This window comes from Streptomyces sp. NPDC046215 (assembly GCF_040646215.1).
GTDB classification, from domain to species: Bacteria; Actinomycetota; Actinomycetes; order Streptomycetales; family Streptomycetaceae; genus Streptomyces; species Streptomyces stramineus.
This window is the reverse complement of sequence record NZ_JBEYZW010000041.1, coordinates 1-23,394: the sequence shown is the minus strand read 5'-3', so window position 1 is coordinate 23,394 and position 23,394 is coordinate 1. Positions and strand designations below refer to the sequence as shown.

Genomic DNA, 23,394 nt, shown 5'->3' with positions numbered 1-23,394 from the left:
GACACCGGCCCCTCCACCACCTCACGGAAGGGTTCGACCATGTTCCCGCTCTCCTCCTCCCAGGAGATCGTCTGGCTGCACGAGCAGATGCTGCCCGGCAGTCGCGCCTACAACTTCACCGCCACCATCGACCTCTGGGGCACCCTCGACGAGGACGCCCTGACCGAAGGGCTCGCCACCGCCCTGGCGCGCCACCCCGGGCTGCGGCTCGAACTCGTCGCCACCGCCGAAGCCCTGCCCGGCCAGCGGGTGCGCGAGGAGTGCGCCCCCCGCCTGCGGACGGTGGACCTCCGGGGCGAGCCCGACCCCGGCGCCGCCTTCGACCGGCTGCTGAGGACCGAGGCCGAGACGCCCCTCGACGTCTACGAGGCCCCCCTGCTGCGCTGGTGCCTGGTGCGCCTGGGCGAGGGCCACCACCGGATCGTCCACGTCGAGCACCACCTCATCCACGACGGGCACTCCTTCGCGATCCTGCTGCGCGACGTGTTCACCGTCTACCGCGCCCGCGTGCTCGGCGAAACGGCCGAACTCCCCCCGGCCCGCTCTTACGAGGAGCACGTACGGGCCGCCGCCGGCCGGCAGCGGGAGGCCGGTCTGGCCTACTGGCAGCGCGAGCTCGACGACGCGTCCTTCGACGTGCCCCTGCCCGGCCTCGCCCGGCCCGGCGCCCGGCGCCGCCACGCGGGCGGCCAGCTGCGCCGGCCCATCGGCGCCGACCTCGCCGAGCGGCTACGCGCCCACAGCCGCGCTCAGGGACACACCCCCTTCTCCACCCTGCTCGCGCTGTTCGCCGAACTCCTGCGCCGCCACAGCGGACACGCCGACCTCGTCATCGGCACCGCGGTCGGCAACCGCCCCGAGGGCTTCGAGCAGACCACCGGCATGTTCGTCAACACCATCCCCCTGCGCCTGCGCCTCGACCCCGAGGCGGGGGCCGACGCCGTGGTCGACGAGGTCACCGACAGCCTCATCCGCGCCCTGCCGCACCAGGACGTACCGGTCCAGGTCCTCACCCGCGCCCTGGGACTGCACACCACCGGCGCCGACAACCCCCTGTTCAACGTCATGTTCAGCGCCCACGACGCCACCCTCCCCGAGGTCGAGGTACCGGGCCTGGAGGTCTCGCTGTACGAGGGGTTCAACACCGGCACCACCCGCTTCGACCTCGACCTCGTCCTGCTCCCCGACGACCGGCGCGTCGTCGGCCCGCGGCAGGGCCCGGCGGGCATGACGCTGGTGTGGGACTACGACCGGGACCTGTTCACGGAGGACACCGCACGGCTGTTGGCGGACCGCTTCCTGGACCTCCTGCGCGCCTACCTCGACGCCCCCGCCACCCCGCTCGCCTCCCTCGCCCCCCAGCCGCAGCCCGCCCGCCCGGCCGCGCCCGCGATCGCCCCCGAATCGGCCCTGAACCCCCTGGCCGGGCAGGAAGCGGGACGCGCCGCCGTCGTCAGCGGAGCCCGGACGATCACCTTCGGAGAGCTCGACCAGCAGGTCGACGCGCTCGCCGGAAAGCTGCGCGCGGCGGGCGTGACCGAGGGGCAGCCGGTGGCCGCCGTGCTCCCGCGCGGCGTCGACACCCTGGTCACCCTCCTCGCCTGCCTGCGCCTGGGCGCCGTCTACTGCCCCCTGTCGCCCAACGACCCCGCCGCGCGCCTGGAGACGCTCCTGCACCGGCTGCGCCCGGCGCTCGTCCTGGCCACCCGGGACAGCGCCCTCGCCCTGCCCGCCGAGGGGCTGCCCCTGGCCCTGCTCGACGGGCCCGCCTTCCCCGCCGCCGAACCGGCCGGGCGCCTGGCCGGGGCCGCCTACGTCATCCACACCTCCGGCTCCACCGGGCTGCCCAAGCCCGTCGTCGTCGGCCGGGCCGCGCTGGCCCACCACGCCACCGCCGTGGCCGCGCGCTTCGCGCTGACCACCGAGGACCGGGTGCTGCTCTTCGCCCAGCCCTCGTTCGACGTCGCACTGGAGGAGGTGCTGCCCTCGCTGCTGGCCGGGGCCACCCTCGTCGTCCCGCAGCGGGAGGTGCCGACCGGCACGGAGCTCGTCGCCGTGCTGGCGTCCCGCCGGGTCACCGTCGCCAACCTGCCGACGAGCTACCTCCTCGCGGTGCGCCAGGAGCTGTGCGAGGCGCTGGGCGACGGCCGCTGGAGCCCCCGGCTGCTGGTCCTCGGCGGCGAACGGCTGCCCGCCGACGCCCTCCGCGAGCTGCTCGGCGCCACGGACGCCACCGTCCTCAACGCCTACGGCGTGACCGAGGCGACCATCACGTCCACCGTCCACGAGCTGGACCGCGCCGCGCTCGCCGACGGCACCGAGGTGCCCCTGGGCACCGAGCTCCCCGGCGTGCGCGTCCACGTCCTGGACCCGGGCTTGCGGCCCCTGCCGGACGGCGCCGTCGGCGAACTCGCCCTCGCCGGCGCGGGCCTGGCCGACGGCTACCTCCACGCCGACGACACCACCGCCGAACGCTTCGTAGCCGTGCCGGCCCTCGGCGGAGCGCGCGTCTACCGCACCGGCGACCTCGGCCACCGGGGCCCGGACGGCCTCGTGCACTTCCTCGGCCGCCGCGACAACCAGATCAAACTGCGCGGCTACCGCATCGAACTGGAGGAGATCGAGGCAGCCGCCTCCCACGAGCTCGGCGGGCGCTCCTGCGCGGTCGTCCTCGACGAGAAGGCCCCCGGCGGCCCCCGCCTGATCGGCTTCCTCGAAGGCGGCGCCGAACCCGACCAGCAGGCCCTGCACACGGCCCTGTCCCAGCGGCTGCCCACCGCGCTCGTCCCCGCCCGGTGGATCCGCCTCGACGCCATGCCGACCCTGCCCGGCGGCAAACCGCACCGCACCGCCCTGGCCGCCGCCGCGGCCGCCCTGCCCGGGGCCGACGCCGCCGGACCGCAGGCCACCGAGGACCAGGACCCGGCCGTCGCCCTCCTGGCCGAGGGCTGGCGGGAGGTGCTCGGCCACGACCGCTTCGCCCCCGACTCCCACTTCTTCCAGGTGGGCGGCCACTCCCTGCTGGCCGCCCAGCTCGCCGCGTGGCTGGAGCCCCGCCTCGGCCAGCGCCCGGCCCTGCGCGTCCTCTTCCAGAACCCCGTCCTCGCCGACCAGGCCCGCGCCCTGGGGGAGGTGGCCCGATGAGCACCGCACCCTCCTCCGTCCTGGAGACCGGCCACCGCGAACTCGTCGACTCCTTCGAGTCGTTCATCCGCCGCGAGCTCGTCCCCCTGGCCGCCGAACTCCCCGAGGCCACGGACCAGCCCCCCGCAGACCTGCGCGCCTACGTCCGCACCCGCTCCGCCGGGCTCGGCTTCTACGCCGGCGACCACCCCGAGGAACTCGGCGGCTCCGGCATGCCGTTCACGGCCGTGGTGCTGCTGCACCACGCCGCCGGGCGCAGCGGCTGCCCGCTGGCCCCCTACGCCCTGGCCGGGTCCGACGGCCCCAGCCCGCTGCTGCGCCAGGGCACCGAGGAACAGATCGAGCGGTACCTGAAGCCCCTGGTCCGGGGCGAGGCGACGCGCTGCCTGGCGCTGACCGAGCCGAACGCCGGGTCGGACGCCTTCCACCTCACGACCACCGCCACCCGGCAGCAGGACGGCGACTGGGTGCTCTCCGGCCGCAAGACCTTCGTGAGCAACGCCGGACACGCCGACTTCGCCATCGTGGTCGCCACCACCGACGACGGCGCGGGCGGGGCGACCGCCTTCCTCGTCCCCATGGACAACCCGCGGCTGCGCATCGGCCAGCGCTACGACGGCATGTCCGGCGAACCCCTCTCGGAGCTGCTGCTGGACGAGGTGCGGGTGCCCGCCGACGCCGTCGTCGGCGGCGAGAAGGGCATCGGCGCCGCCCTGGGCAACGGCATCGACAGCCTCTCCCGGGGCCGCCTCGTCGTCGCCGCCCAGTGCAACGGCGTCGCCGAGCACGCCCTGCGCCTGGGCGTCGAACACGCCCGGGAGCGGCGGGCGTTCGGGGAGCGGATCGGCGCCTACCAGCACGTCCAGGAGCACCTGGTGAGCAGCCGGGCCGAGATCGAGGCGGCCAAGCTGCTGACCCTGGCCTGCGCGCGGCTCGTCGACGACGGCGTGGAGACGCCCGAGAACGCGGCCCTGGCGAAACTGACCGCCTCGCAGACCGCGATCCGCGTCGTGGACCGGTCCCTTCAGGTCCACGGCGCCACCGGCTGGGTCCGCGGCCACCCCCTGGAATACCTCTACCGGTATGTCCGGATGATGACGATCATCGAAGGGACGTCGGAGATCCAGAAGGTGATCATCGCCCGGTCCATGGGCCTGGGCTGAGCCCCCTTCCGCCGCCCCCGCACGTCCACCACGACTTCCGCGCACCGCGCGGCACACCTTGACCGAGGAATCATGACCACTGCACTGAACGAGGCACGTCCGCCGGCACCGGACGGCACGGACACCCTCAGCGTCGCGTACGGCCGCACCGGCAGCCCCGCCTGGGACGTCCTCGCCCGCTACGACCACTGGGTGCGGCACACCCCCGACGCGCCCGCCGTCGAGGACGCGGGAACGACCTTCACCTACGCCGAACTGGACGCCCTCGCCGCCCGGTTCGCCCGGACGCTGGGCGAGCGGGTGCGCCCCGGCGACCTGGTCGGCGTGTGCCTGGACCGCTCCGCCGCCCTGGTCGCCACCGCGATCGCCCTCGCCCGGCTCGGAGCGGTCTACCTCCCGCTCGGCCCGCGCCCCGGCGACCGGCGCCTCGCGGCCGTCACCGAAGGGCTGGGCGTCGCCTGCCTCGTCGGGGCCCCCGGCGCCCTGCCCGCCGCCTACCGCGCCGCCGACCACGTGGCCCTGCCCGCGGCGGACACCGTCGCCGCCTTCGCCGGCGAGGCCGGGCCGGGGCGCGCCGACGCCTGCTACGCGGTCCTCACCTCGGGTTCGACGGGCACCCCCAAGGCCGTCGCGGTCGGCGCCGCCGCCCTCGGCGCCCGGGTCCGCTGGTACCACGAGCGCACCCGGTCGGCGCCGGGCGACCGGCACAGCCTGTCCATCGGTGTCTCCTTCGACCCGCACGTCCTGGAGCTGTGGGCCGGCCTCTGCACGGGCGGCATCCTGAGCGTCCCGCCGGAGGAGGCACGCTGGGAGCCGGCCGCCCTCACCGACTGGTGGCGGGAGGCGGGGGTGACGGTCGCCATCCTCCCGACCCCGCTCGCGGAGCTGGTCCTCGAACGCCCCTGGCCCGAACTGCCCCGGCTGCGCCACCTCTCCGTCGGCGGCGACCGGCTGCGCCGGTGGCCCGGCCCGGACGTCACCGCGCGCGTCGACAACGCCTACGGGCCGGCGGAGGCGACCGTCATCACCACCGCCCACCTCCTGGCCCCCGCCGGCGAGCGGAGCGACACCGCCCCGCCGATCGGCCTGCCGGTCGACGACACCGTCGTGTGCGTCGCCGACGAGGCAGGGCGCGTCGTGCCCCGGGGCGAGCCCGGCGAACTGCTCATCGGCGGCCCGGGCCTGGCCGCCGGCTACCTGGACGAGGAGCTGACGGCCCGCCGGTTCGTCACCCCGCCCCCCGGAGTGACCGGCACCGACCGGGTCTACCGCAGCGGTGACCGGGTCCTGATGCGCGCGGACGGCGTGCTGGAATTCCTCGGCCGCCTGGACGACCAGGTCAAGGTCAGCGGGGTCCGCGTCGAGCCGGCCGAGGTCGAGGCCGCCCTCGAACACGACCCGCGCGTCCGGCGGGCCGTCGTCGCGGTGCGGACCGGTGCCGACGGGGCCGCCGCCCTGGCCGCGTTCGTCCAGCCCGTACCGGGCCGGCCGGCACCGCCCGTACCGGAGCTGCTGAACACCGCCCGCGACTGGCTGCCTGCACAGGCCGTCCCGGCCGTGGTCCGCTACGTCGACGCCTTCCCCCTCGACGCCAACGGCAAGGTGGACCGCGCCGCCCTGGTGGCGGCGGAAGACCGGCGCCCGGCCGGCGGGCCGCCCGCCGGGGGCTCGCCCACCGAGGAACTGGTGCTGCGGCTGTGCCGCGCCCTCCTCGACAACCCCGGCCTCGGCCCGGCCGACAACTTCGCCGACTCCGGCGGCACCTCCCTGGCCGCGGCCCGGCTCCTCGCCGCCCTCGAAGAGGAGTGCGGCGTACGGCTGAGGGCCCCGGAGCTGCTGCGCCAGCCCGACCTGCGCCGCCTGGCCGCCCTCGTGGAGTCCCGGACGGCCACCGCGAAGGGAAGCGCCTGAGCCATGACGAACTGTCAGAACGAAAAACCCGCGCCCACCGATGGTGTCCTCGGCCTGCTGGCCGGCCACGCCGCCACCGCCCCCCGGTCCCTGGCCGTGACCGACGGCGACACCACCCTCACCTACGCCGAACTCCTCACCGCCGCCCAGCGGCTGGCCCGGGTGCTGCGCGCCCGGGGAGTGCGGCCCGGCAGCGCCGTCGGACTGCTGCTGCCGCACTCCGTGGCCGTCGTCGTCGCCCAGCTCGCCGTCTGGTGGGCGGGAGGCCACTACGTCCCCCTCGACCCCGCCTACCCCCGCGCCCGCACGCGGCTGATGCTGGCCGACGCCCACGTCACCCTCACCCTGGGGGAGAAGGACCTCCTCGCGGAGGCCGGCATCCCGGCCGGGCAGGCCCTGGCCCTCTCCGGCACCGACCCGGCGGACCTCTTCGGCGCGGACCTCTCCGGTGCGGGCACCGCCGGCCCCGGACCCGCGGCGGACGAGGTCCCCCGCGCCCCCTACGACCCCGACGCCGTCGCCTACGTGATGTACACCTCGGGCTCGACCGGGCACCCCAAGGCCGTGGCCCTCACCCACCGCGGCGTGGACGGCCTGGTGCGCGCGCCGCACTACCTGACGATCACCCCGCGCGACCGGGTCCTCCTGCACTCCCCGCTCACCTTCGACGCCTCCGCCTTCGAAGTGTGGGCCCCGCTCGCCAACGGCGCGGCCGTGGCGGTCGCCACCCCCGGCAGGCTCTCCCTGGAGGCCCTGACCCGGGACGTGGAGCGCCTGGGCGTGACCGTGGTGTTCCTGACCACCGCGCTGTTCCACTTCCTCGCCGACCGCCGCTCGTCCCTGTTCTCCGTGGTGCGCGGCGTCGTGACCGGCGGTGAGCAGCTCTCCGCACGGCACGCGCGCGCCGTGCTGCGGGCCCACCCCTGGCTGGAGCTCGTCAACGGCTACGGGCCCACCGAGAGCACCACGTTCGCCACGACCCACCGGGTCACCGACGCCGACTGCGACGGACCACCCCCCATCGGCCGCCCCTTCGGCGGGACGACCGCGCACGTCCTCGACGCCCACGGCGAGCCCGTACCGGCGGGCGGCCGCGGCGAGTTGTGGCTCGGCGGGCCCCGGCTCGCCCTCGGCTACCTCGGCCGGCCGGAGCTCACCACCGAACGCTTCACCGACCACACCGCGCCGGGACGCCTCTACCGCACCGGCGACCTCGTCTCCGCCCGCCCGGACGGCACGCTGGACTTCCACGGCCGCGCCGACGACCAGTTCAAGGTGCGCGGCTTCCGGATCGAACCGGGCGAGATCGAACACGCCCTGCGCGAGCACCCGGACGTGGCCGACGCCGCCGTGGTCGCGCGGCGGCCCGCACCGGACGACACCCGCCTGGCCGTCTACGTCGTCGCCGCGGGCACCGCCCGGCCCGACACGGGCGCCCTGCGCGCCCACCTGGCCGGCCTGCTGCCCGCCCACCTGGTCCCCGACGAGTGGACCACGGTGGACGCGCTGCCCCTGACCGGCGCCGGCAAGGTCGACCGGGCGGCACTCTCCGGCCCGGCCGCCCCCGACACCGCCGCCCCCGACACCGCCACGCCCGCCGAAGCACCGAGCGAGGAACTCTCCCCGCTCCAGGCCGTCGTGGCCGCGGCGTGGAGCCGCGCCCTGGGAGAGGACGTCACCCACGCCGCGGCGGACTTCTTCGACCTCGGCGGCCACTCGCTGCTCGCCCTGGGCATCGTCGACGACCTGAGCGAGGACCTCGGCGTGGAACTGACCCTCGCCGCGTTCTTCGAGACCCCCACCGTGGCCGGGCAGGCCGCCCTGCTCGGCCGGGCCCTGGCCGCCGTCCACGACGCACCCCCGGAAGGCGGCGAGACGCGATGACCACCCCCTCGAACCCACCGCACGCCTCCCACGAGGCGGAACTGCTCCGCCGCGCCCGGCAGCGCACCACCCGCCCCCGGCCCCCGGGGCGGCCCGCGGCGACGACCGGCCCCGCCCCCCTCTCCCACGCCCAGCACCGCATGTGGCTGATGGACCGCCTCGGCCAGGGGGGCGCCCGCTACAACGTGCCCTTCGCGACCCGGCTGCGCGGCCCCCTCGACCTCGACGCCCTCACCCGCGCCCTCACCGGCCTGGTGCGCCGCCACACGGTGCTGCGCACCCGCTACGGCCACCGCGGCGACGAGCCCTTCCAGGAGGTGACCGCCCCCGTCCCCGTGCCCGTGCGGCTGGTGGACCTCACCGGACCGGCCGCGGCCCCCGCCGAAGACCCCGGCCGGCTGCTGCGCGAGGAGGCCGCCAGGCCCTTCGACCTGGCCGCCGGACCGGTGCTGCGCGCCCTGTGCGTCCGGCACGCGCCCGAGGACCACACCCTTCTGCTGACCCTCCACCACATCGCGGTCGACGGCGGCTCGCTCCCCGTGCTTGCCCGCGACGTGGCGGACCTCTACCGGGCCGCGCTGGAGGGCCGCGAGGCGGACGGGACGGATCCCGCCGCCCGCGTGCCGCAGTACGCGGACTTCGCCCGGCGGGAACGGGCGGACAGCGCCGCCCTGGACACCGGGCTCGCCTACTGGACCGGCCGGCTCACCGGCGTCCGGCCCGTGCCCCTGCCCGCCCCGCCGGGCGGCGGCGCCCACGGCGCGGGCCACGTCCTGTCCGCGCCCCTGGCCCCGCGGACCCTGGCCGGACTGCGGGCCGTGGGCCGCGCGCACCGCGCCACCCTGTTCACCGTCGTCCTCGCCGGGGCGTTCGCGACCCTCCTCGAAGCCACCGGCGCCGAGGACTTCGCGATCGGCTGCGCCAGCAGCCACCGCGACCGCGCCGGGACGCGCGACCTGGTCGGCCTCTGCGTCAACACCCTCGCGATCCGCCCGGACCTCTCCGGCGCCCAGGACTTCGCCACGCTCCTGACGCGCGTCCGCGGCGCCCTGCTCGAAGCGCAGGAGTACCGCCACACCCCGTACGACCTCGTCGTGGAGCGCCTCGGCGGAGCGGTCCGCGACCGGTACGGCACCGCGCTGACCGGCGTCACCGCCGACGTCCTGACCCCGCCCGTCGCGCTCGGCCTGCACGGCACCCGGGGCGAGCCGGTCGACATCGACCTGGAGACCGCCAAGTTCCCTCTGGGCTTCTACGTCGAGGAGGCCACGGAGACCACCGGGCCCCGCTGCCTCGTCCAGTACGACCGGGGCCGGCTCGACGAGGGAACCGCGCGCGAACTCCTGCGGTCCTTCGCGGACCTCCTCGCCGCCGTGGCCACCGACCCCGGGCGGCCCCTCGCCCGGCCCGCGCGCCACCCGGCGGAGACGCTGCTGCGGGAGCGCCCCGAGGTCGCCGAAGCCCTCCTCCTGGAACGGGAGGGCCTGCCCCCGGCCGCGTACGTCGTGCCCAGCGGCACCGGCACCCTGGTGCGCGAACAGCTCGTCTTCCTGCTGCGGGAGCGGCTCGACGCCTCCGAGGTCCCCGCCACGGTCACCGTCCTCGACACACTGCCCCGCTCGGCCGACGGAACCCCGGACCCCGCCCGGCTGCCCGGAAGCCCGAAGACCCCCGCCCGGCCCCTGGGGGAGCGGGGCCGGGAAGTCACGGCGGCGTTCGCCGACATGCTGGGCGAGACGCCCGCGCCGGACACCGACTTCTTCTTCCTCGGCGGCCACTCGCTGCTGGCCGTCCGCCTCGCCGAGCGGCTGCGCGAACGCCTGCGCGTGCCGGTGACCGGCCTCGACGTGATGGAACACCGCACACCGCGCGCGCTCGCGGCGGTCCTCGACGCGCGCGCCGCCGAGCAGCGCGCCACCCCCTCGCCCCGGGCCCGGCGGGCCTGTGCAGCGGAGGGAACGGTCCTGGTCACCGGCGGCACCGGCGGCGTCGGGGCGTTCGTCATCCGGGAGCTGACCGCCCTCGGCCGCCCCGTCCGCGCCCTGGCCCGGCCCGAGTCCGCCCACCTGGTGAGCGCCGACGGGGTCGAGGTGGCCGAAGGCGACCTCGGCGACCCCGACAGCCTGCGGGCGGCCGTCTCCGGCGGGGTGAGCGCCGTCGTCCACGCCGCCTGCACCTTCACCGACCCCGCGACGGACGTCGCGGCGATGCGGGCGCTGCTGGACGGCTGGACGCGGGGCCCGTTCGTGTTCGTCAGCAGCGTGGACGCCTACGGCCGGCCGCCCGGCCCCGAGGTCGGGGAAGGCGAGGCGGCCGTGCGGCCCGTCAGCGCCTACGGGCAGGGGAAGCTCGACTGCGAGCGCCTGCTGCTGGCGGCCGCGGGCACCCGGGGCAGGGGCGGGGCGAGCGCGGTGCGCGCCCCCCTCGTGTGGGGGCCGCACCCCAGGTTCCGCGACCAGCTCCGCTGGGGCGCCACCGGCGAGCTGTTCCGCACCGTCCGCGCCGGGGAACCGGTCGACCTGCCCGGCGACGGCTGGTACGGGACGCCCTGGATCCACGCGGCCGCCCTGGCCCGGGTTCTGGTCAGCCGCCTCGACCACCCCGCGCACGGCGTGGTGAACGCCGTCGGCGGCCATGTCGGCTGGGCGGAGTTCGCGGCGGAACTGATCCGCCTCCTGGGCAGCCGCAGCGAGCTGCGCACCCCCGCCGAGGCCCGCGACCCCGAGCTCCTGCGCCGCCTGCGCTACCGCGCCGACGCGCTCGCGGACGAGCTGGCCCCCCGGCCGGGGGAGGAGTGGCGGACGGTGCTCGCCGAGATGCTGCGGGAGTGACGGCCCGCCGACTACCGCTGGGAGGTGTCCCCGTCAGCCCGTCCGGCGATTGAGGACACCGCCGCGCGGCGGTGGTGCACCCCATGATCCGCTGGTGGGGCCCGGAGGCCGGCGTACGCCCATACGGATGCTCACGCGCGTCCGGCACCCCCGCCGTGCCCCGCCCGTCCGCCCTCCCGATGGAATGGCCCCATGCGGAACAGGAACGAGGAGGCCATCTCATGACGGACCGACAGGCCGGGGGCGGGGCCGCCGCGCCGACGGTGCTCGCCCAGGAGCGCCGTCTGCACCGGCACCTGGGGTTCTGGGGGCTGACCGCGATCGGCTTCTCCAACATCGTCGGATCGGGCTGGCTCTTCGCCGCCATGTACGCCGCCCAGGTGGCCGGCCCCGCGGCGCTGCTGGCGTGGATCGGGGCCGGGCTGCTGTGCGGGCTCGTCGCGCTCGTCATGATCGAGCTCGGCGCCTCCCGGCCGGAGGGCGGCGGCACGGTCCGCTGGCCGCTCTACGCGAGCGGCCGCCTGGTGGGCACCCTCATCGGCTGGTCCGTCCTGCTGTCGGTGGGCGGCACCGCCGCGGAGATCAGCGCGATCATGCAGTACGCCGACCACTACCTGCCGGACATCTACCACGGCCACACCCTCAGCGCGTTCGGCCTGGGCGTCGCCGTGGCGCTGAGCGTCGTGCTGACGGCCCTGAACTGGTTCACGGTGCGGGCCTTCGCCCGGCTGAACAACCTCGTCTCCGTGTTCAAGATCATCGTGCCGGTGGTCACCGTCGCCGCGTTGTTCGCCTCCGGCTGGCACTCCGGACGCCTGACCGACCACGGCGGCTTCGCCCCCTACGGCTACGCCGCCTGCCTCTCCGCGCTCGCCGGCGGCGGCATCGTCTACTCGGTCAACGGCTTCCAGGCCCCGCTGGACTTCTCGGGGGAGACGCGCAACCCCCGCCGCACCCTCCCCGCGGCGGTGCTCACCGCCATCGCGCTGGCCGTGCTGATGTACCTGGCCCTGCAAGTGGCCTTCCTCTTCACCGTCCCCGAGAACCTGCTCGCGGGCGGCTGGAAGGGCGTCGACTTCGAGTCGCCCTTCGGCCAGCTCGCCCTGATCCTCAACCTCCACTGGCTCTCCAGCCTGCTGTACGCGGACGCGGTGGCCTCCCCCGGCGGGTCGGCGTACGTCGGCGTGGCCCTCAACGCCCGGCACACCTACGCCCTCGCCAAGAACCGCACGCTCCCACGGGCCTTCATGCAGGTCAGCAGCCGTTACGGCATCCCGCACCGGGCCCTGCTGCTGAACCTCGCCGTGATCGTGGTGTTCCTGCTGCCCTTCGGCGGCTGGCAGAGCATCGTCAGCGTCATGGGGGACATGTACCTCCTGATCTACGCCGCCTCCGCCGTGGCCGTCGCGGTCTTCCGGGCCGGCCCCGGCCGCGCGACGATGGCCGGCTGGGTGCCCGGCCTGGGCTGGATCGCCCCCCTCAGCTTCGTCGTGGCCAGCGAGTTCGTGTACTGGTCGGGCTGGCACGACCTGCGGCTGGCCCTGCCCCTCGTCCTGGCCGGCCTGCTGATCTTCCTGGTGATGTGGCGTACCGGCCACAACCCCCGCTCCCTGGCCGCCGAGCTGCGCACCGGCGCCTGGCTGATCGTCTACCTGGTGACGCTGACCGCGCTGTCGTGGCTCGGCACCTTTGAGGGCTCGGGGCGGCTGCCCGCGCCCTACGACTCCGTCGCGGTCGGGGCCGCGGCGCTCGGCCTCTTCTTCTGGGCGGTCCGCTCGGGCGCGCGGCAGCTGGATGCCCCGGGCGCCACGACCTGACCCCTGCGGGGCCGCCGGGGCTCCGCCCCGGGCCCCGGTCCTCACACGCCGGACGGGCCGGCAGAGCCGGCCCGTCCGGCGTGAATCACATCTCACCGGCTGCCGTGCCTCTTGCCTATGAAACGAGTTGCATAGCAGGATCCCGGATATGGCGCTCGACCACGCGATCCTCGTCTCGCTGCTGGAGCAGCCCGGCTCCGGCTACGAGCTGGCCCGGCGGTTCGAGCGGTCCATCGGCTACTTCTGGACCGCCACCCACCAGCAGATCTACCGCGTCCTCAAACGCATGGAGGCCGACGGCTGGATCGACGTCCGCGAGGTGGCGCAGCAGGGCCGGCCGGACAAGAAGGAGTACTCCGTCGCCGCCCTCGGCCGCGATGCCCTGTCCCGGTGGCTGCACGAGCCGATCCAGCCCGAGAGCGTCCGGCACGACCTCGCCGTGAAGATCCGCGGCGCGGCCTTCGACGACCCGGCCGCGCTGATCCGCGAGGTCGAGCGGCACCAGCGGGCGCACGCCGACCGGCTCGCGCACTACCTCGCGGGCGAGGTGCGCGACTTCACCGGGCCCGGCGCCCCCGCGCCGCCCGACGCCGGGCAGGAGCTCCAGCACGTCGTCCTGCGCGGCGGCATCGCCTACGAGCGGATGATGCTCGCCTGGCTCGACGACGTCCTCGCCACCCTCCACCGGCTCCGCCCCGAGCGCTGACCCGGGGCGCCCGTCCGCCCCGCCCCCTGACCTCTTTCCCGCACCTCCCGCACCTCCCTTGATGTCCCGAGCTTCACCGAGCCGGAAAGGCGACCACCCATGGCCGACCCGTTGCTGTTCAACCCCCGCACCTACGACCCGGCGCACTTCGACCCCGAGACCCGCAGGCTGCTGCGCGCCACCGTCGACTGGTTCGAGAACCGCGGCAAGCGCCAGTTGATCGAGGACTACCGCTCCCGCGCCTGGCTCGCCGATTTCCTCGCGTTCTCCGCCAAGGAAGGGCTGTTCGCCACCTTCCTCACACCGGCCTCCGCCGCCGGGCACGAGGACCAGCGCTGGGACACCGCCCGGATCGCCGCCCTCAACGAGATCTTCGGCTTCTACGGGCTCGACTACTGGTACGCCTGGCAGGTCACCGTCCTCGGCCTCGGCCCGGTCTGGCAGAGCGACAACGCCGCCGCCCGCGCCCGCGCCGCGGAACTCCTCACCCAGGGCGAGGTGTTCGCCTTCGGCCTGTCCGAGAAGTCCCACGGCGCCGACATCTACTCCACCGACATGCTGCTGGAGCCGGACAGTGACGGTGCCGGCGGCTTCCGGGCCAGCGGCTCCAAGTACTACATCGGCAACGGCAACGCCGCCGGCCTCGTGTCCGTCTTCGGCCGCCGCACCGACGTCGAGGGCCCCGACGGCTACGTCTTCTTCGCCGCCGACAGCCGCCACCCGGCGTACCACCTGGTGAAGAACGTCGTCGACTCCTCGAAGTACGTCAGCGAGTTCCGCCTGGAGAACTACCCGGTCGGCCCCGACGACGTCCTGCACACCGGCCGCGCCGCCTTCGACGCCGCCCTCAACACCGTCAACGTCGGCAAGTTCAACCTCTGCACCGCCTCCATCGGCATCTGCGAGCACGCGATGTACGAGGCCGTCACCCACGCGCACAACCGCGTCCTCTACGGCCGCCCCGTCACCGCCTTCCCGCACGTGCGCCGCGAGCTGACCGACGCCTACGTCCGCCTGGTCGGCATGAAGCTCTTCAGCGACCGCGCCGTGGACTACTTCCGCTCGGCCGGCCCCGACGACCGCCGCTACCTGCTCTTCAACCCCATGACGAAGATGAAGGTGACCACGGAGGGCGAGAAGGTCATCGACCTGATGTGGGACGTCATCGCGGCCAAGGGCTTCGAGAAGGACACCTACTTCGCCCAGGCGGCCACCGAGATCCGGGGCCTGCCCAAGCTGGAGGGCACGGTCCACGTCAACCTCGCGCTGATCCTCAAGTTCATGCGCAACCACCTGCTGGACCCGGCCGACTACGCGCCCGTCCCCACCCGCCTCGACGCGGCCGACGACGCCTTCCTCTTCCGGCAGGGACCGGCCCGCGGCCTCGGCTCCGTCCGCTTCCACGACTGGCGCACCGCGTTCGACACCTACGCCCGGGTGCCCAACGTCGGCCGGTTCCGGGAGCAGGCGGACGCGCTGTGCACGTTCGTCACCACCGCCGCCCCCGGCGAGGAGCAGAGCCGCGACCTGGACCTCCTGCTCGCCGTCGGCCAGCTGTTCGCGCTGGTCGTGCACGGCCAGCTGATCCTGGAGCAGGCGAGCCTGACCGGCCTCGACGAGGACGTCCTCGACGAACTGTTCGCCGTCCTCGTCCGCGACTTCTCCGCGCACGCCGTCGAGCTGCACGGCAAGGACTCCGCCACCGCCGACCAGCAGGAGTGGGCGCTGGACGCGATCCGCCGCCCGATCGTCGACGAGGCCCGCTCGGCGCGCGTCTGGGAGCGCGTGGAGGCGCTCTCCGGGACGTACGAGATGGCCCCGTAACCACCGCGGGCCGGCCCCGCCCGCACGGGCGGGGCCGTGCCCCGGGGGGCTCGCACGCCGGTCACCTTCCGCACCCGGTGGTCGCCGCAGTCGGTGACGTACAGGGCGCCCGCGCCGTCCAGCGCGAGGCCCCGGGGCTGGTCGAGCGCGCTCCGCGCTCAGCCCCGCGAGAGCAGGACCGGCAGGCTGCCCGAGCTGTTGCTGACGATCGACGGCAGCGGGCGCAGCCGCTCGGCCGGCTCCGCGAGGGCCAGGCCGGGGAAGCGGTCGAACAGGGCCGGCAGGGCCAGCTCCGCCTCCAGCCGGGCGAGCGGGGCGCCCAGGCAGAAGTGCGGGCCGTGGCCGAACGCCAGGTGGCGCGAGGACGCGCGGGTGACGTCGAAGCGGTCGGCGTCGGGGCCGTGCACCGCCTCGTCCCGGCCGGTGGCTCCGTACGCGGCGAGGATGGCCGCGCCCTTCGGGATCACCGCGCCGTCGACCTCGATGTCCTCCGTGGCGAACCGCAGCGGGAAGCGGCCCACGGGAGCGTCCCAGCGCAGCGTCTCCTCGGTCACCGCGCTCCACGGCCGCGCGCCGTCGCGGACGAGGGCCAGCTGGTCGGGGTGGGTGAGCAGGGCGCGTACGGCGTTGGTGAGGAGGTTGAGGGTGGTGTTGTGGCCCGCGACGAACATCAGCAGCAGGGTGCCGACGAGCTCCTCCTCGCTCAGCCGGTCGCCCCGCTCCCGGGCGGCGATCAGATCGCTGGTCAGATCGTCACCGGGGGACTCCCGCTTGAGGGCGATCAGCTCTCCCAGCCCCGCGTACATCGAACGCTGCACCTTCAGGACCCCCTCGGGGGCCATGGTCGTGTCCGTCATGACGGCGGACAGCGCGTGCAGTTCCTCGCGCCGTTCGTCGGGGATGCCGAGCAGCTCGCAGATCACCCCGATCGGCAGCGGGTAGGCGAAACGTTCCCGCAGGTCCACCGGGCCGGGCGCGTCGGCGGCGAGCCCGTCGAGCAGCTCCCCGACGATGTGCGCGATCCGAGGCCGCAGGGCCTCGATCCGGCGGGCCGTGAAGCCCTGGGCCACCAGCCCGCGCAGCCGCCGGTGGGCGTCCCCGTCGGTGGCGGTCATGGCCCGGACCGTCACGAAGCTCAGCATCGGCCAGCTGTCGGGCACCTCCCCCCGGGCCCGCGCGGCCCAGTGCTCGACGCCCTTGACGACGCGCGGGTCACCGAGGAGCCGCTGCAACTCCTCGTGGCGGGTGATCGCCCAGGCGGTGACACCGTCCGGCAACTCCACTTCCACCGCGGCCCCGAGCGCCCGCAGCCGGGCGTTCTCGCCGTGCTGGTCGAGCCCTTCCGGCGAGAGCCGGACGGGTACGCGGTCGGCGGGCATCCGCCCGGACTCACCCATGAAAACCCCCAGTTCGAGCAGTTCGAGCGATCACCCGTCACCGCCGCCGGACCTCAGGGCCCGGACGGCGTGACGATCTTGAGGCGGTACGAACAACTGCCGGTGTGGGCCATCTGGCACAGCCCCACGCCCGGGTCGAGCGCCGTCGGCATCTCCATGGCCAGCAGCCAGCCGGTGAGACGCTCACCGGGGCCGCAGTGGTAGAGCTTGTCGATGCCGGCCTTCTGCACCCCCTTGTGCGCGAAACAGACTTTGACGTCCATGGTGTGCGTGTCGCCGTCGAACGTCTCCTCCGCCGAGAACAGCGAGCCGAGGTAGAGGTCCACGGCGGTGCTGAAGAGCGTCCGGTACTGCTCGGCGGTCTCGACCCGGGAGATGCCGAGGCTGCGCATGAGCCGCCGCATCTCCTGGCGGCCGAATTCCCGGACCACCTGGATGTTGGCCTCGTTGGCGCCCTCGATGCCGCGCGCCTGGGCGGTCTGGTAATACCAGAGGCCGTCCGTGGCCATCCACGACCTGCGCAGGAGTTCTTCTCTCTCCGTGGCCGTCAGCTGCTCCGGGCTCTTGTGGTCTGCGTCCATCGTTCTACTCCACGGTGACTTGACCGGCGGTGAGGGGTGCCTTTGTGCCCGCCGCGGCCGCGGCCCACTGGTGATAGACGGCCTCGGCTCCGTGCCGCAGCAGCTTTCCGCTCGACGTGCGGGGCAGCCGCCCCTTCCGGACGAGGAGGACATCCCGGGGGGTGATCCCCAGCTCGCTGGAGACGGCGTACCGCACCTGCGCGGCGAGTTCGGACCGAGCGTACGGCTCGGACTCCTTGGTTTCCACCATCACCACCAGACCGTCACCGTCGGTGAAAGGGACGGTGGCCGCGAGCACGCCGTGGTGGGACACCCCGGGCAGCCGGCCGACGACGGCCTCGATGTCCCCGGCGTAGTAGTTCTGGCCGAAGACAATGATCATCTCCTTCTTCCGGCCCGTGACGAACAGTTCACCGCCGGAGCGGAAACCGAGGTCGCCGGTGGACACCCAGCCGTCGTCGCTCACGGTGGCCCGCGTCGCCGGCTCGTTCGCCTCATAGCCGCGCATCACCGACGCGCCGCGGATCTGGATCTCGCCCACGGCGGCCTCCGGGTGCGCCGCCGTCCCGCCGTCCCCGACGAGCCGGACCTCCGTCCCGGTGACCGGCACCCCCACCGAGACGACCTCCCGGCAGAGCCCGTCGTCCCGGCCGCCGGGCTCCACGATCCCTTCGCCGAGCAGGTCGCGCCGCACCCACAGGCTGCGCGGCTCCCGGCCGGTGGGCGGGATGGTGACCGCGAGGGACCCCTCGGCGAGCCCGTAGACCGGCAGGAAAGCGTCCCGGCGGAAGCCGGCGGGCGCGAAGTGCGCGCAGAACCGGCGCATCAGATCGGCGTCCACCGCCTCGGCGCCGTTGAGCGTCAGCCGCCAGCTGGAGAGGTCGAGCTCCCGCACGGCTTCGGCGGGCACCTTGCGCAGGGCGTGCAGATAGCCGGAGTTGGGCGCGGCGCTCAGCGTCACCCGGTGCCGGCTGATGAGCCGCAGCCACCGCCCCGGGTCCCGCAGGAAGTCCTCCGGCGGCATCAGCAGGATCTCGGCGTCGTTGAGCACCGAGGACAGCAGCGCCCCGATCAGCCCCATGTCGTGGAACAGCGGCAGCCAGCAGCAGCCCACGTCGGCGTCGGTGAACCCCACGCCCTTGGTGATGGCCTCCACGTTCGCCAGCAGGTTGGCGTGGGTGAGCACCACGCCCTTGGGGTCCTCGCTCGTGCCGGAGGTGTACTGGACCAGCGCCGGCGCGTCGGGGGCGACGTCCGTGTAGACGGCGGACGCGGCCGGTGTCGTGGCGACGTCCAGGACCCGGAACTCCCCGCCGGCGCCCGCCAGCGCCGGCCCCAGGAGGCTGCCCAGCGCCTCGTCGGAGAGCACCACGCGGACGCTCGACTGGCGCATGGCGATGACGATGCGCCGCAGGTGGATCTCCAGGGACGCGAACCGGGCCGGCGGCGGCACCGGCACGGGCACCGCCCCCGCCGCGAGCACCCCGAAGAGCGCGCGGGCGAAGTCGACCGAGGTGGGCAGCGCGATCGCCACCCGCTCGCCCGGCCGGACCCCGCGCTCCAGCAGACCGCACGCTAGCCGGCCCGCCTGGGAGTACAGCTCGTCGAAGCCGGTGCGCTCCCGCTCCTCCTCGCCCCGGAACAGGCGGATGCCGTGCCCGGTGCGGCGCTCCGCCACGGCCCCCAGCGCGGCCGTGAGGTTCACGTGGCCGCTCCCTGCCGGGCGAGCCGCTCCACCAGGTCGTGGAATTCGCCGACGGTCTGGAGCCGGAAGGTGGCGTCGTCGTCGATCTCGATGCCGAACGCCTTCTCCGTCTCCAGGATGATCTGCAGGATGCGCATCGAGTCGACGTTGGGCAGGGCCCGGAAGTGCCGTTCCGGGGTGAGCTCCGCCTCGGGTACGTCCAGCTGCTTGCTGATGATGGCGCGGGTGCGCGCACGGGTGTCCACGATTGATCATTCCCCCTGTGGTGCCGGCCCGTTGGCGGACCGCAGCACCTTGATGAGTTCCGCCGGAATGCCCTCGGCGTTGCGCCCGAGGGCTTCCTCGGTCAGTAGGTAGAACGTGCCGTCCGCCGCGGCGATGGTCTCCCCGGCGGCCGTGTCGATCCGGCCGGTGGCCCGCACCGAGAGCTCGTCACGCCTGACGATCTCGGCCCGGGCGGTGTACTCGGCGTCGGTCTCCATCGGCCGCGCGTAGCGGATGCGCAGGCCCGTGGTGAAAGCGGACACGCGACCGGTCCGGTACACCACCTGGGCCAGGGTCTCGTCCAGAATCGTCGCGACGATACCGCCGTGGACGACCCCGGGAAAGGACTCGTAATCCGTTCCCAGTTTGACGCGCGCGGTGAGCGTCTCACCGTGGCGTGCGAAATCGAGCCGGAGCCCGATCGGATTTCCCGGGGCGCACCCGAAACAATGGGACGCGGCCTCGGCTGTCAGCGAATCGGGCATGGTGTGCTCCTCACGTCGGCTGGGTCGTGCGCGGGGTCGACGAGAAGAACCGGGACAGCGAGAACCCTCCGGCCCCCCGCCCGAGGGGGCCGTGTTCTGGTATCCGATCGTGCTTCCCCCGTCGGAACCGCCCGGCAGTGCCGGGACGGCGCGGCGCTAGATGAGTGTGCGGAGCTTCCGCTTGATGTCCCGCGAGGACTCGATGCTGTCGTCCTCGACCAGCCGCCGCACCATCGACAGGACCTTCTCGTCGGCGGCGTCCGTGGCCCCCGCCTCCACCGCTTCGATCCGCCGGATGCCCTGGGCGGAGGAGGAGTGCGGGTAGAAGTGGCCGGCCGGGTGCTTGAGGCCCTCGCTGCGGTCGGCCAGCCAGACGTAGGCCATCTTCAGCGCCGCGACCTTGCCCGCCCTGCTGCCGTCGCACAGCTCCTGGGTGAAGACGTAGAACGCGCGGGCGTGCCGGGACTCGTCCCGCCCGAGCAGCTTCCAGACCCGCTTGACGACGGGCTCGGTGGTGTCCGCCGCCAGCGCCTTGTACAGCTCGGCGGCCCGGCACTCGGAGATGATGTTCATCATGAGCGTGCCGGCGCGCGTGTCACCGATGGGGTAGGGCTCCCGCTTGTACAGCGCGTGCTTGGAGCGGACCTTGACGCCCAGCCGGTCGAGGCAGCGGGCCTGCACCAGGGAGTGCCGGGCCTCCTCGGCCCCCCACATCAGCGCCCAGGAGGAGAAGCTGGTCTCCCCCTCCCACTCGCGCAGGAAGTTGTGGGCGCCCGGCAGGGTGCCGAACTCGATGATGGCGGCCTCGGTGAGGAAGTCGATCTCCTCCGCGTCCAGCATCTCGGGCCGCATGTGGTCCAGGTCGAGCTCCTTCCAGTCCCACCGGGTGGTCTCGAACCAGTCGAAGATCTTGTTGTACGTCATGTCCAGGTAGTAGTCCGTGTAGTTCTCGTCCTGGACCAGCGAGTGGTAGGCGCGCATCCCGATCTCGGCCCGGTCGGCGAACCCGTACCCCTCGAAGGCCGACGGCGCGAGGATGTCCTCGACGTCCAGCGTCTCGGCCCAGCCGGGCACGCGCCCGCCGGAGCCTTCCCCGACGACGTACGCCCGGGTCTTGGCGAACTTCTTGTGGCCGCGCAGCTTCCGCACGGCGTCGGGGGCGGCGAAGGCGCCGCCGCCGACGAAGACCGCCGCGAGGACGTCGTCCTCCCCGAGTTCGTGCAGATAGCGTTCGAAGGTGTCCGGCCGGGTACGGTCGACGGTGATCTCGCCGAACCGGGCCAGCGACAGCCGGCCGTCGGGCGCGGTGCCGGGCAGTTCGGGCAGACAGTCGACGCAGGCTATTCGGGCAGTACCGTTCATGAGGTTTCCCCCTCCACCTCGGATGAGCTCTATTCGGCGCGCAGTTCGGAGTGCGGGACCGCTCGCTCCACCGGGGTGGAGCGGGCCGACATCCCCAGGGCGGTCACGGCGCCCGCGAGCATGAAGAGGCCGATGGCCGTCCAGGCATGCCCGAAGGCGCGGTGGGTGTCGTCGTAGGTTCTCGGGCTGCCCAGCAGCGCCACCAGCAGGCTGATGCCCAGGACGGTGCCGATCTGCCGGCTCATGTTGACCACGGCGCTGCCGGTCGAGAAGCGCTCCGGCGGCAGGTCGGACGTGGCCGTGGACAAGATGGTCGGCAGGGCGAGCCCCACCCCGGCCCCGCCGACGAGCCAGCCCGGCAGCAACGCCCCCGCGTAGTCAGGCTGTTGCCCCAGCTGACGCCACATCAGCACCACGCCGACGACGCACAGCAGGCAGCCCAGGGCCGTCAGCCTCCCCGGCCCGACGCGGCGGCCCAGTTTGCTCGCGACAACGGCGCCCAGCGGCACCATCAGCGGCCCCGGCGCGATGCCCAGGCCCGTGCGGAGCGCCGAGTACTGCCAGACGTTCTGCATCCACAGGATCGCGCACAGCAGGTTCGCCGCGAACGCGGCGCTGAAGACGATCGCCGTGGCGTTGGACCAGACGAACACGGGCACCTTCAGCAGCGCCGGCTCGATCACCGGCGACGGGTGGCGCCGGGAGCGCAGCCAGAACCCGGCGATGCCCGCGGCCGCGAGCGCCAGCACGGCGGCCACCCGCCCCGGGGACCAGTCGTCGATCTTCACCAGGCCCAGGGCCAGCAGCCCGACGGCCACGGTCAGCACCGCCGCGCCCGGCAGGTCCGGCATCCTCGACGGGCTCTCGTCCTTGGAGGACGGCAGGTGCCGGGCCGCCACCACCAGGGTCAACAGGCCGATCGGCAGGTTCACCAGGAACACCCAGCGCCAGGAGGCGCTCACCAGCAGCCCGCCGAACACCGGGCCCGCGGCGGCGGCGAGCGCGGCGCTCGCCGACCAGATCCGCACCGCGCCCGCCCGCTTCTCGGGCGGGAAGACCGACAGCAGCAGCCCCAGGCTCGCCGGTGTCAGCAGGGCCGCCCCCACGGCCTGGAGCACCCGGAAGGCGACGAGCACCCACAGCGAGTTCGACGCGGCGCAGGCCCCGGACGCGATCGTGAACACGGCGACGCCGAGCAGGAAGCCTTCCTTGCGCCCGTACCGGTCGGCGAGCCGCCCCATGGGCACCAGCAAAGCGGCAAAGATGATCGCGTAACCGTTGAGAATCCAGGAGAGATTCGCCAGGGGCTCGCCCTGGAAGTCCTTGCCGATGTCATCAAATGCGACGTTGACGATGAAAAGGTCGAGCCCTGCCATGAACGCGGCGATCGAAAGAATCGATAACAGTAAGCGGGATTTACCCGGCGTCAGCATGGCTGGGATGCTAGTTGACCCGGCAGTAAGATCACAAGTTTCGCCACCGGGCGTCTGGTTGGGAAATTTACGGAGGGGTATATTCACCCACCGCCTGAAATGGAGGTGAGCTTTCCGCGGGTGCGCGGCGCTCGCGCGCGGCCCCCTGCGGCGGGCTCGCGGCGGCGGGGGAGCGGGCGGGCGGCGGCGGACGCGCGGGGCGCCGCGCCGGTTCCGGGCGCGCCCCGGGAGGGCTCCCTTTTCCCGTGGCGGCACGTTCCGGATTCGGCGTGGCCGGGCCGGGGAAATTCCATGGCCCGGCATTTGTCTGCGAATTGACGTCCGGTCAGATACGGACGAGCCGTGCGTGACGCCCGGGAATACGTCAGCCATATGCTCGCCGGCCATTTCGCCAACATTCCGGAAAAGGCCCGCGGGCGCACGAAAGGGCCGGAGCGGTCGCCGCTCCGGCCCGGGCCGTCAGGAGGATAAGACACGCCCTAGCAGGGGCCGCCCGGATACTCGTCCGTCTCGTACGCGCCCGCCTCGCGCATCCTGCGCAGGACGTCCCGCAGGGTCGGCTCGTGGTCGATGTACTCGGGGCGGTTCGTCGCCCGGTCGAAGATCATGCTGCCTTCGGGCGCGTTCCAGATGACCCACCGGTACGAGGCCGCCGACCACAGGTGCGCGTAGCGTTCCGCACTCTCGTCCCGCACTGTGCTCATGGTGAGTCCCTTTCTGTCGCGGCCCCGCCGAGGCCCGGCTGTGGCCTCGGCGGGGTCGATCGGCAGGCCCGGGGGGGGGGCGGCGGGCGGCCGCCGGGGGGCGGGGGCCCACCAGGGGGGGGGGGCGGGCGGGGGGCTGGGGGGGGGCGGCGGGGGGGGGCGCGGGGGCGGGGCGCCCCCCCG

The 23,394-nt window shown here is 74.1% G+C and carries 16 protein-coding genes; 8 read left to right on the top strand and 8 right to left on the bottom strand.

The window, feature by feature from the left end:
• Positions 1 to 39 precede the first annotated feature (39 nt).
• The 8 genes from ABZ951_RS19150 to ABZ951_RS19115 all read left to right on the top strand — a co-directional run bounded on the left by ABZ951_RS19150 (position 40) and on the right by ABZ951_RS19115 (position 15,280).
• Positions 40 to 3,144, top strand: coding sequence for an amino acid adenylation domain-containing protein (locus ABZ951_RS19150; RefSeq protein WP_344087541.1), 3,105 nt, complete (start codon positions 40 to 42; stop codon positions 3,142 to 3,144).
• A complete protein-coding gene (locus ABZ951_RS19145) occupies positions 3,141 to 4,307 on the top strand; it encodes an acyl-CoA dehydrogenase family protein (RefSeq protein WP_344087538.1) in 1,167 nt (388 codons plus the stop codon). Before ABZ951_RS19150 ends, ABZ951_RS19145 begins: the two co-directional genes overlap by 4 nt.
• Before the next feature lie 72 nt (positions 4,308 to 4,379).
• Positions 4,380 to 6,218 carry an amino acid adenylation domain-containing protein gene (locus ABZ951_RS19140; RefSeq protein WP_344087535.1) on the top strand — a complete coding sequence of 613 codons (1,839 nt, stop codon included), beginning with the start codon at positions 4,380 to 4,382 and terminating at the stop codon, positions 6,216 to 6,218.
• A gap of 3 nt (positions 6,219 to 6,221) precedes the next feature.
• On the top strand, positions 6,222 to 8,102 hold the full coding sequence (locus ABZ951_RS19135) for a non-ribosomal peptide synthetase (protein WP_344087532.1): 1,881 nt from the start codon (positions 6,222 to 6,224) through the stop codon (positions 8,100 to 8,102).
• Entirely contained in the window at positions 8,099 to 10,933 is a 2,835-nt protein-coding gene (locus ABZ951_RS19130) for a condensation domain-containing protein (protein ID WP_344087529.1), read from the top strand. The genes ABZ951_RS19135 and ABZ951_RS19130 overlap by 4 nt, the downstream gene beginning before the upstream one ends.
• Positions 10,934 to 11,154: 221 nt before the next feature.
• On the top strand, positions 11,155 to 12,750 hold the full coding sequence (locus ABZ951_RS19125) for an APC family permease (RefSeq protein ID WP_344087526.1): 1,596 nt from the start codon (positions 11,155 to 11,157) through the stop codon (positions 12,748 to 12,750).
• Between the two features lie 148 nt (positions 12,751 to 12,898).
• Positions 12,899 to 13,456 (top strand): PadR family transcriptional regulator, encoded by a 558-nt coding sequence (locus tag ABZ951_RS19120; RefSeq protein WP_344087523.1) that lies wholly within the window; start codon positions 12,899 to 12,901, stop codon positions 13,454 to 13,456.
• A 99-nt stretch (positions 13,457 to 13,555) separates the two neighbouring features.
• Positions 13,556 to 15,280, top strand: coding sequence for an acyl-CoA dehydrogenase family protein (locus ABZ951_RS19115; protein WP_344087520.1), 1,725 nt, complete (start codon positions 13,556 to 13,558; stop codon positions 15,278 to 15,280).
• Positions 15,281 to 15,438: 158 nt separating this feature from the next.
• Here ABZ951_RS19115 and ABZ951_RS19110 read toward each other — a convergent pair whose 3' ends face one another.
• From ABZ951_RS19110 to ABZ951_RS19075, 8 genes are all read right to left on the bottom strand, one after another.
• Positions 15,439 to 16,677 carry a cytochrome P450 gene (locus tag ABZ951_RS19110; protein WP_344087517.1) on the bottom strand — a complete coding sequence of 413 codons (1,239 nt, stop codon included), beginning with the start codon at positions 16,675 to 16,677 and terminating at the stop codon, positions 15,439 to 15,441.
• A gap of 53 nt (positions 16,678 to 16,730) precedes the next feature.
• Positions 16,731 to 17,258 carry a DUF6125 family protein gene (locus ABZ951_RS19105; RefSeq protein ID WP_344087513.1) on the bottom strand — a complete coding sequence of 176 codons (528 nt, stop codon included), beginning with the start codon at positions 17,256 to 17,258 and terminating at the stop codon, positions 16,731 to 16,733.
• Between the two features lie 4 nt (positions 17,259 to 17,262).
• Positions 17,263 to 18,963 carry an AMP-binding protein gene (locus tag ABZ951_RS19100; protein ID WP_344087510.1) on the bottom strand — a complete coding sequence of 567 codons (1,701 nt, stop codon included), beginning with the start codon at positions 18,961 to 18,963 and terminating at the stop codon, positions 17,263 to 17,265.
• Positions 18,960 to 19,208, bottom strand: coding sequence for a phosphopantetheine-binding protein (locus ABZ951_RS19095; RefSeq protein ID WP_344087507.1), 249 nt, complete (start codon positions 19,206 to 19,208; stop codon positions 18,960 to 18,962). Before ABZ951_RS19095 ends, ABZ951_RS19100 begins: the two co-directional genes overlap by 4 nt.
• 6 nt (positions 19,209 to 19,214) lie before the next feature.
• The gene (locus tag ABZ951_RS19090) at positions 19,215 to 19,712 is read right to left on the bottom strand and encodes a PaaI family thioesterase (RefSeq protein WP_344087504.1); all 498 of its coding nucleotides are present in this window, start codon (positions 19,710 to 19,712) and stop codon (positions 19,215 to 19,217) included.
• Positions 19,713 to 19,868: 156 nt separating this feature from the next.
• Positions 19,869 to 21,074, bottom strand: a complete 1,206-nt coding sequence (locus ABZ951_RS19085; RefSeq protein WP_344087501.1) for a ferritin family protein — start codon at positions 21,072 to 21,074, stop codon at positions 19,869 to 19,871.
• 29 nt (positions 21,075 to 21,103) lie between these two features.
• Positions 21,104 to 22,507, bottom strand: a complete 1,404-nt coding sequence (locus tag ABZ951_RS19080) for an MFS transporter (RefSeq protein ID WP_344087499.1) — start codon at positions 22,505 to 22,507, stop codon at positions 21,104 to 21,106.
• 479 nt (positions 22,508 to 22,986) lie between these two features.
• A complete protein-coding gene (locus ABZ951_RS19075) occupies positions 22,987 to 23,211 on the bottom strand; it encodes a hypothetical protein (protein WP_344087496.1) in 225 nt (74 codons plus the stop codon).
• Positions 23,212 to 23,394: the final 183 nt, after the last annotated feature.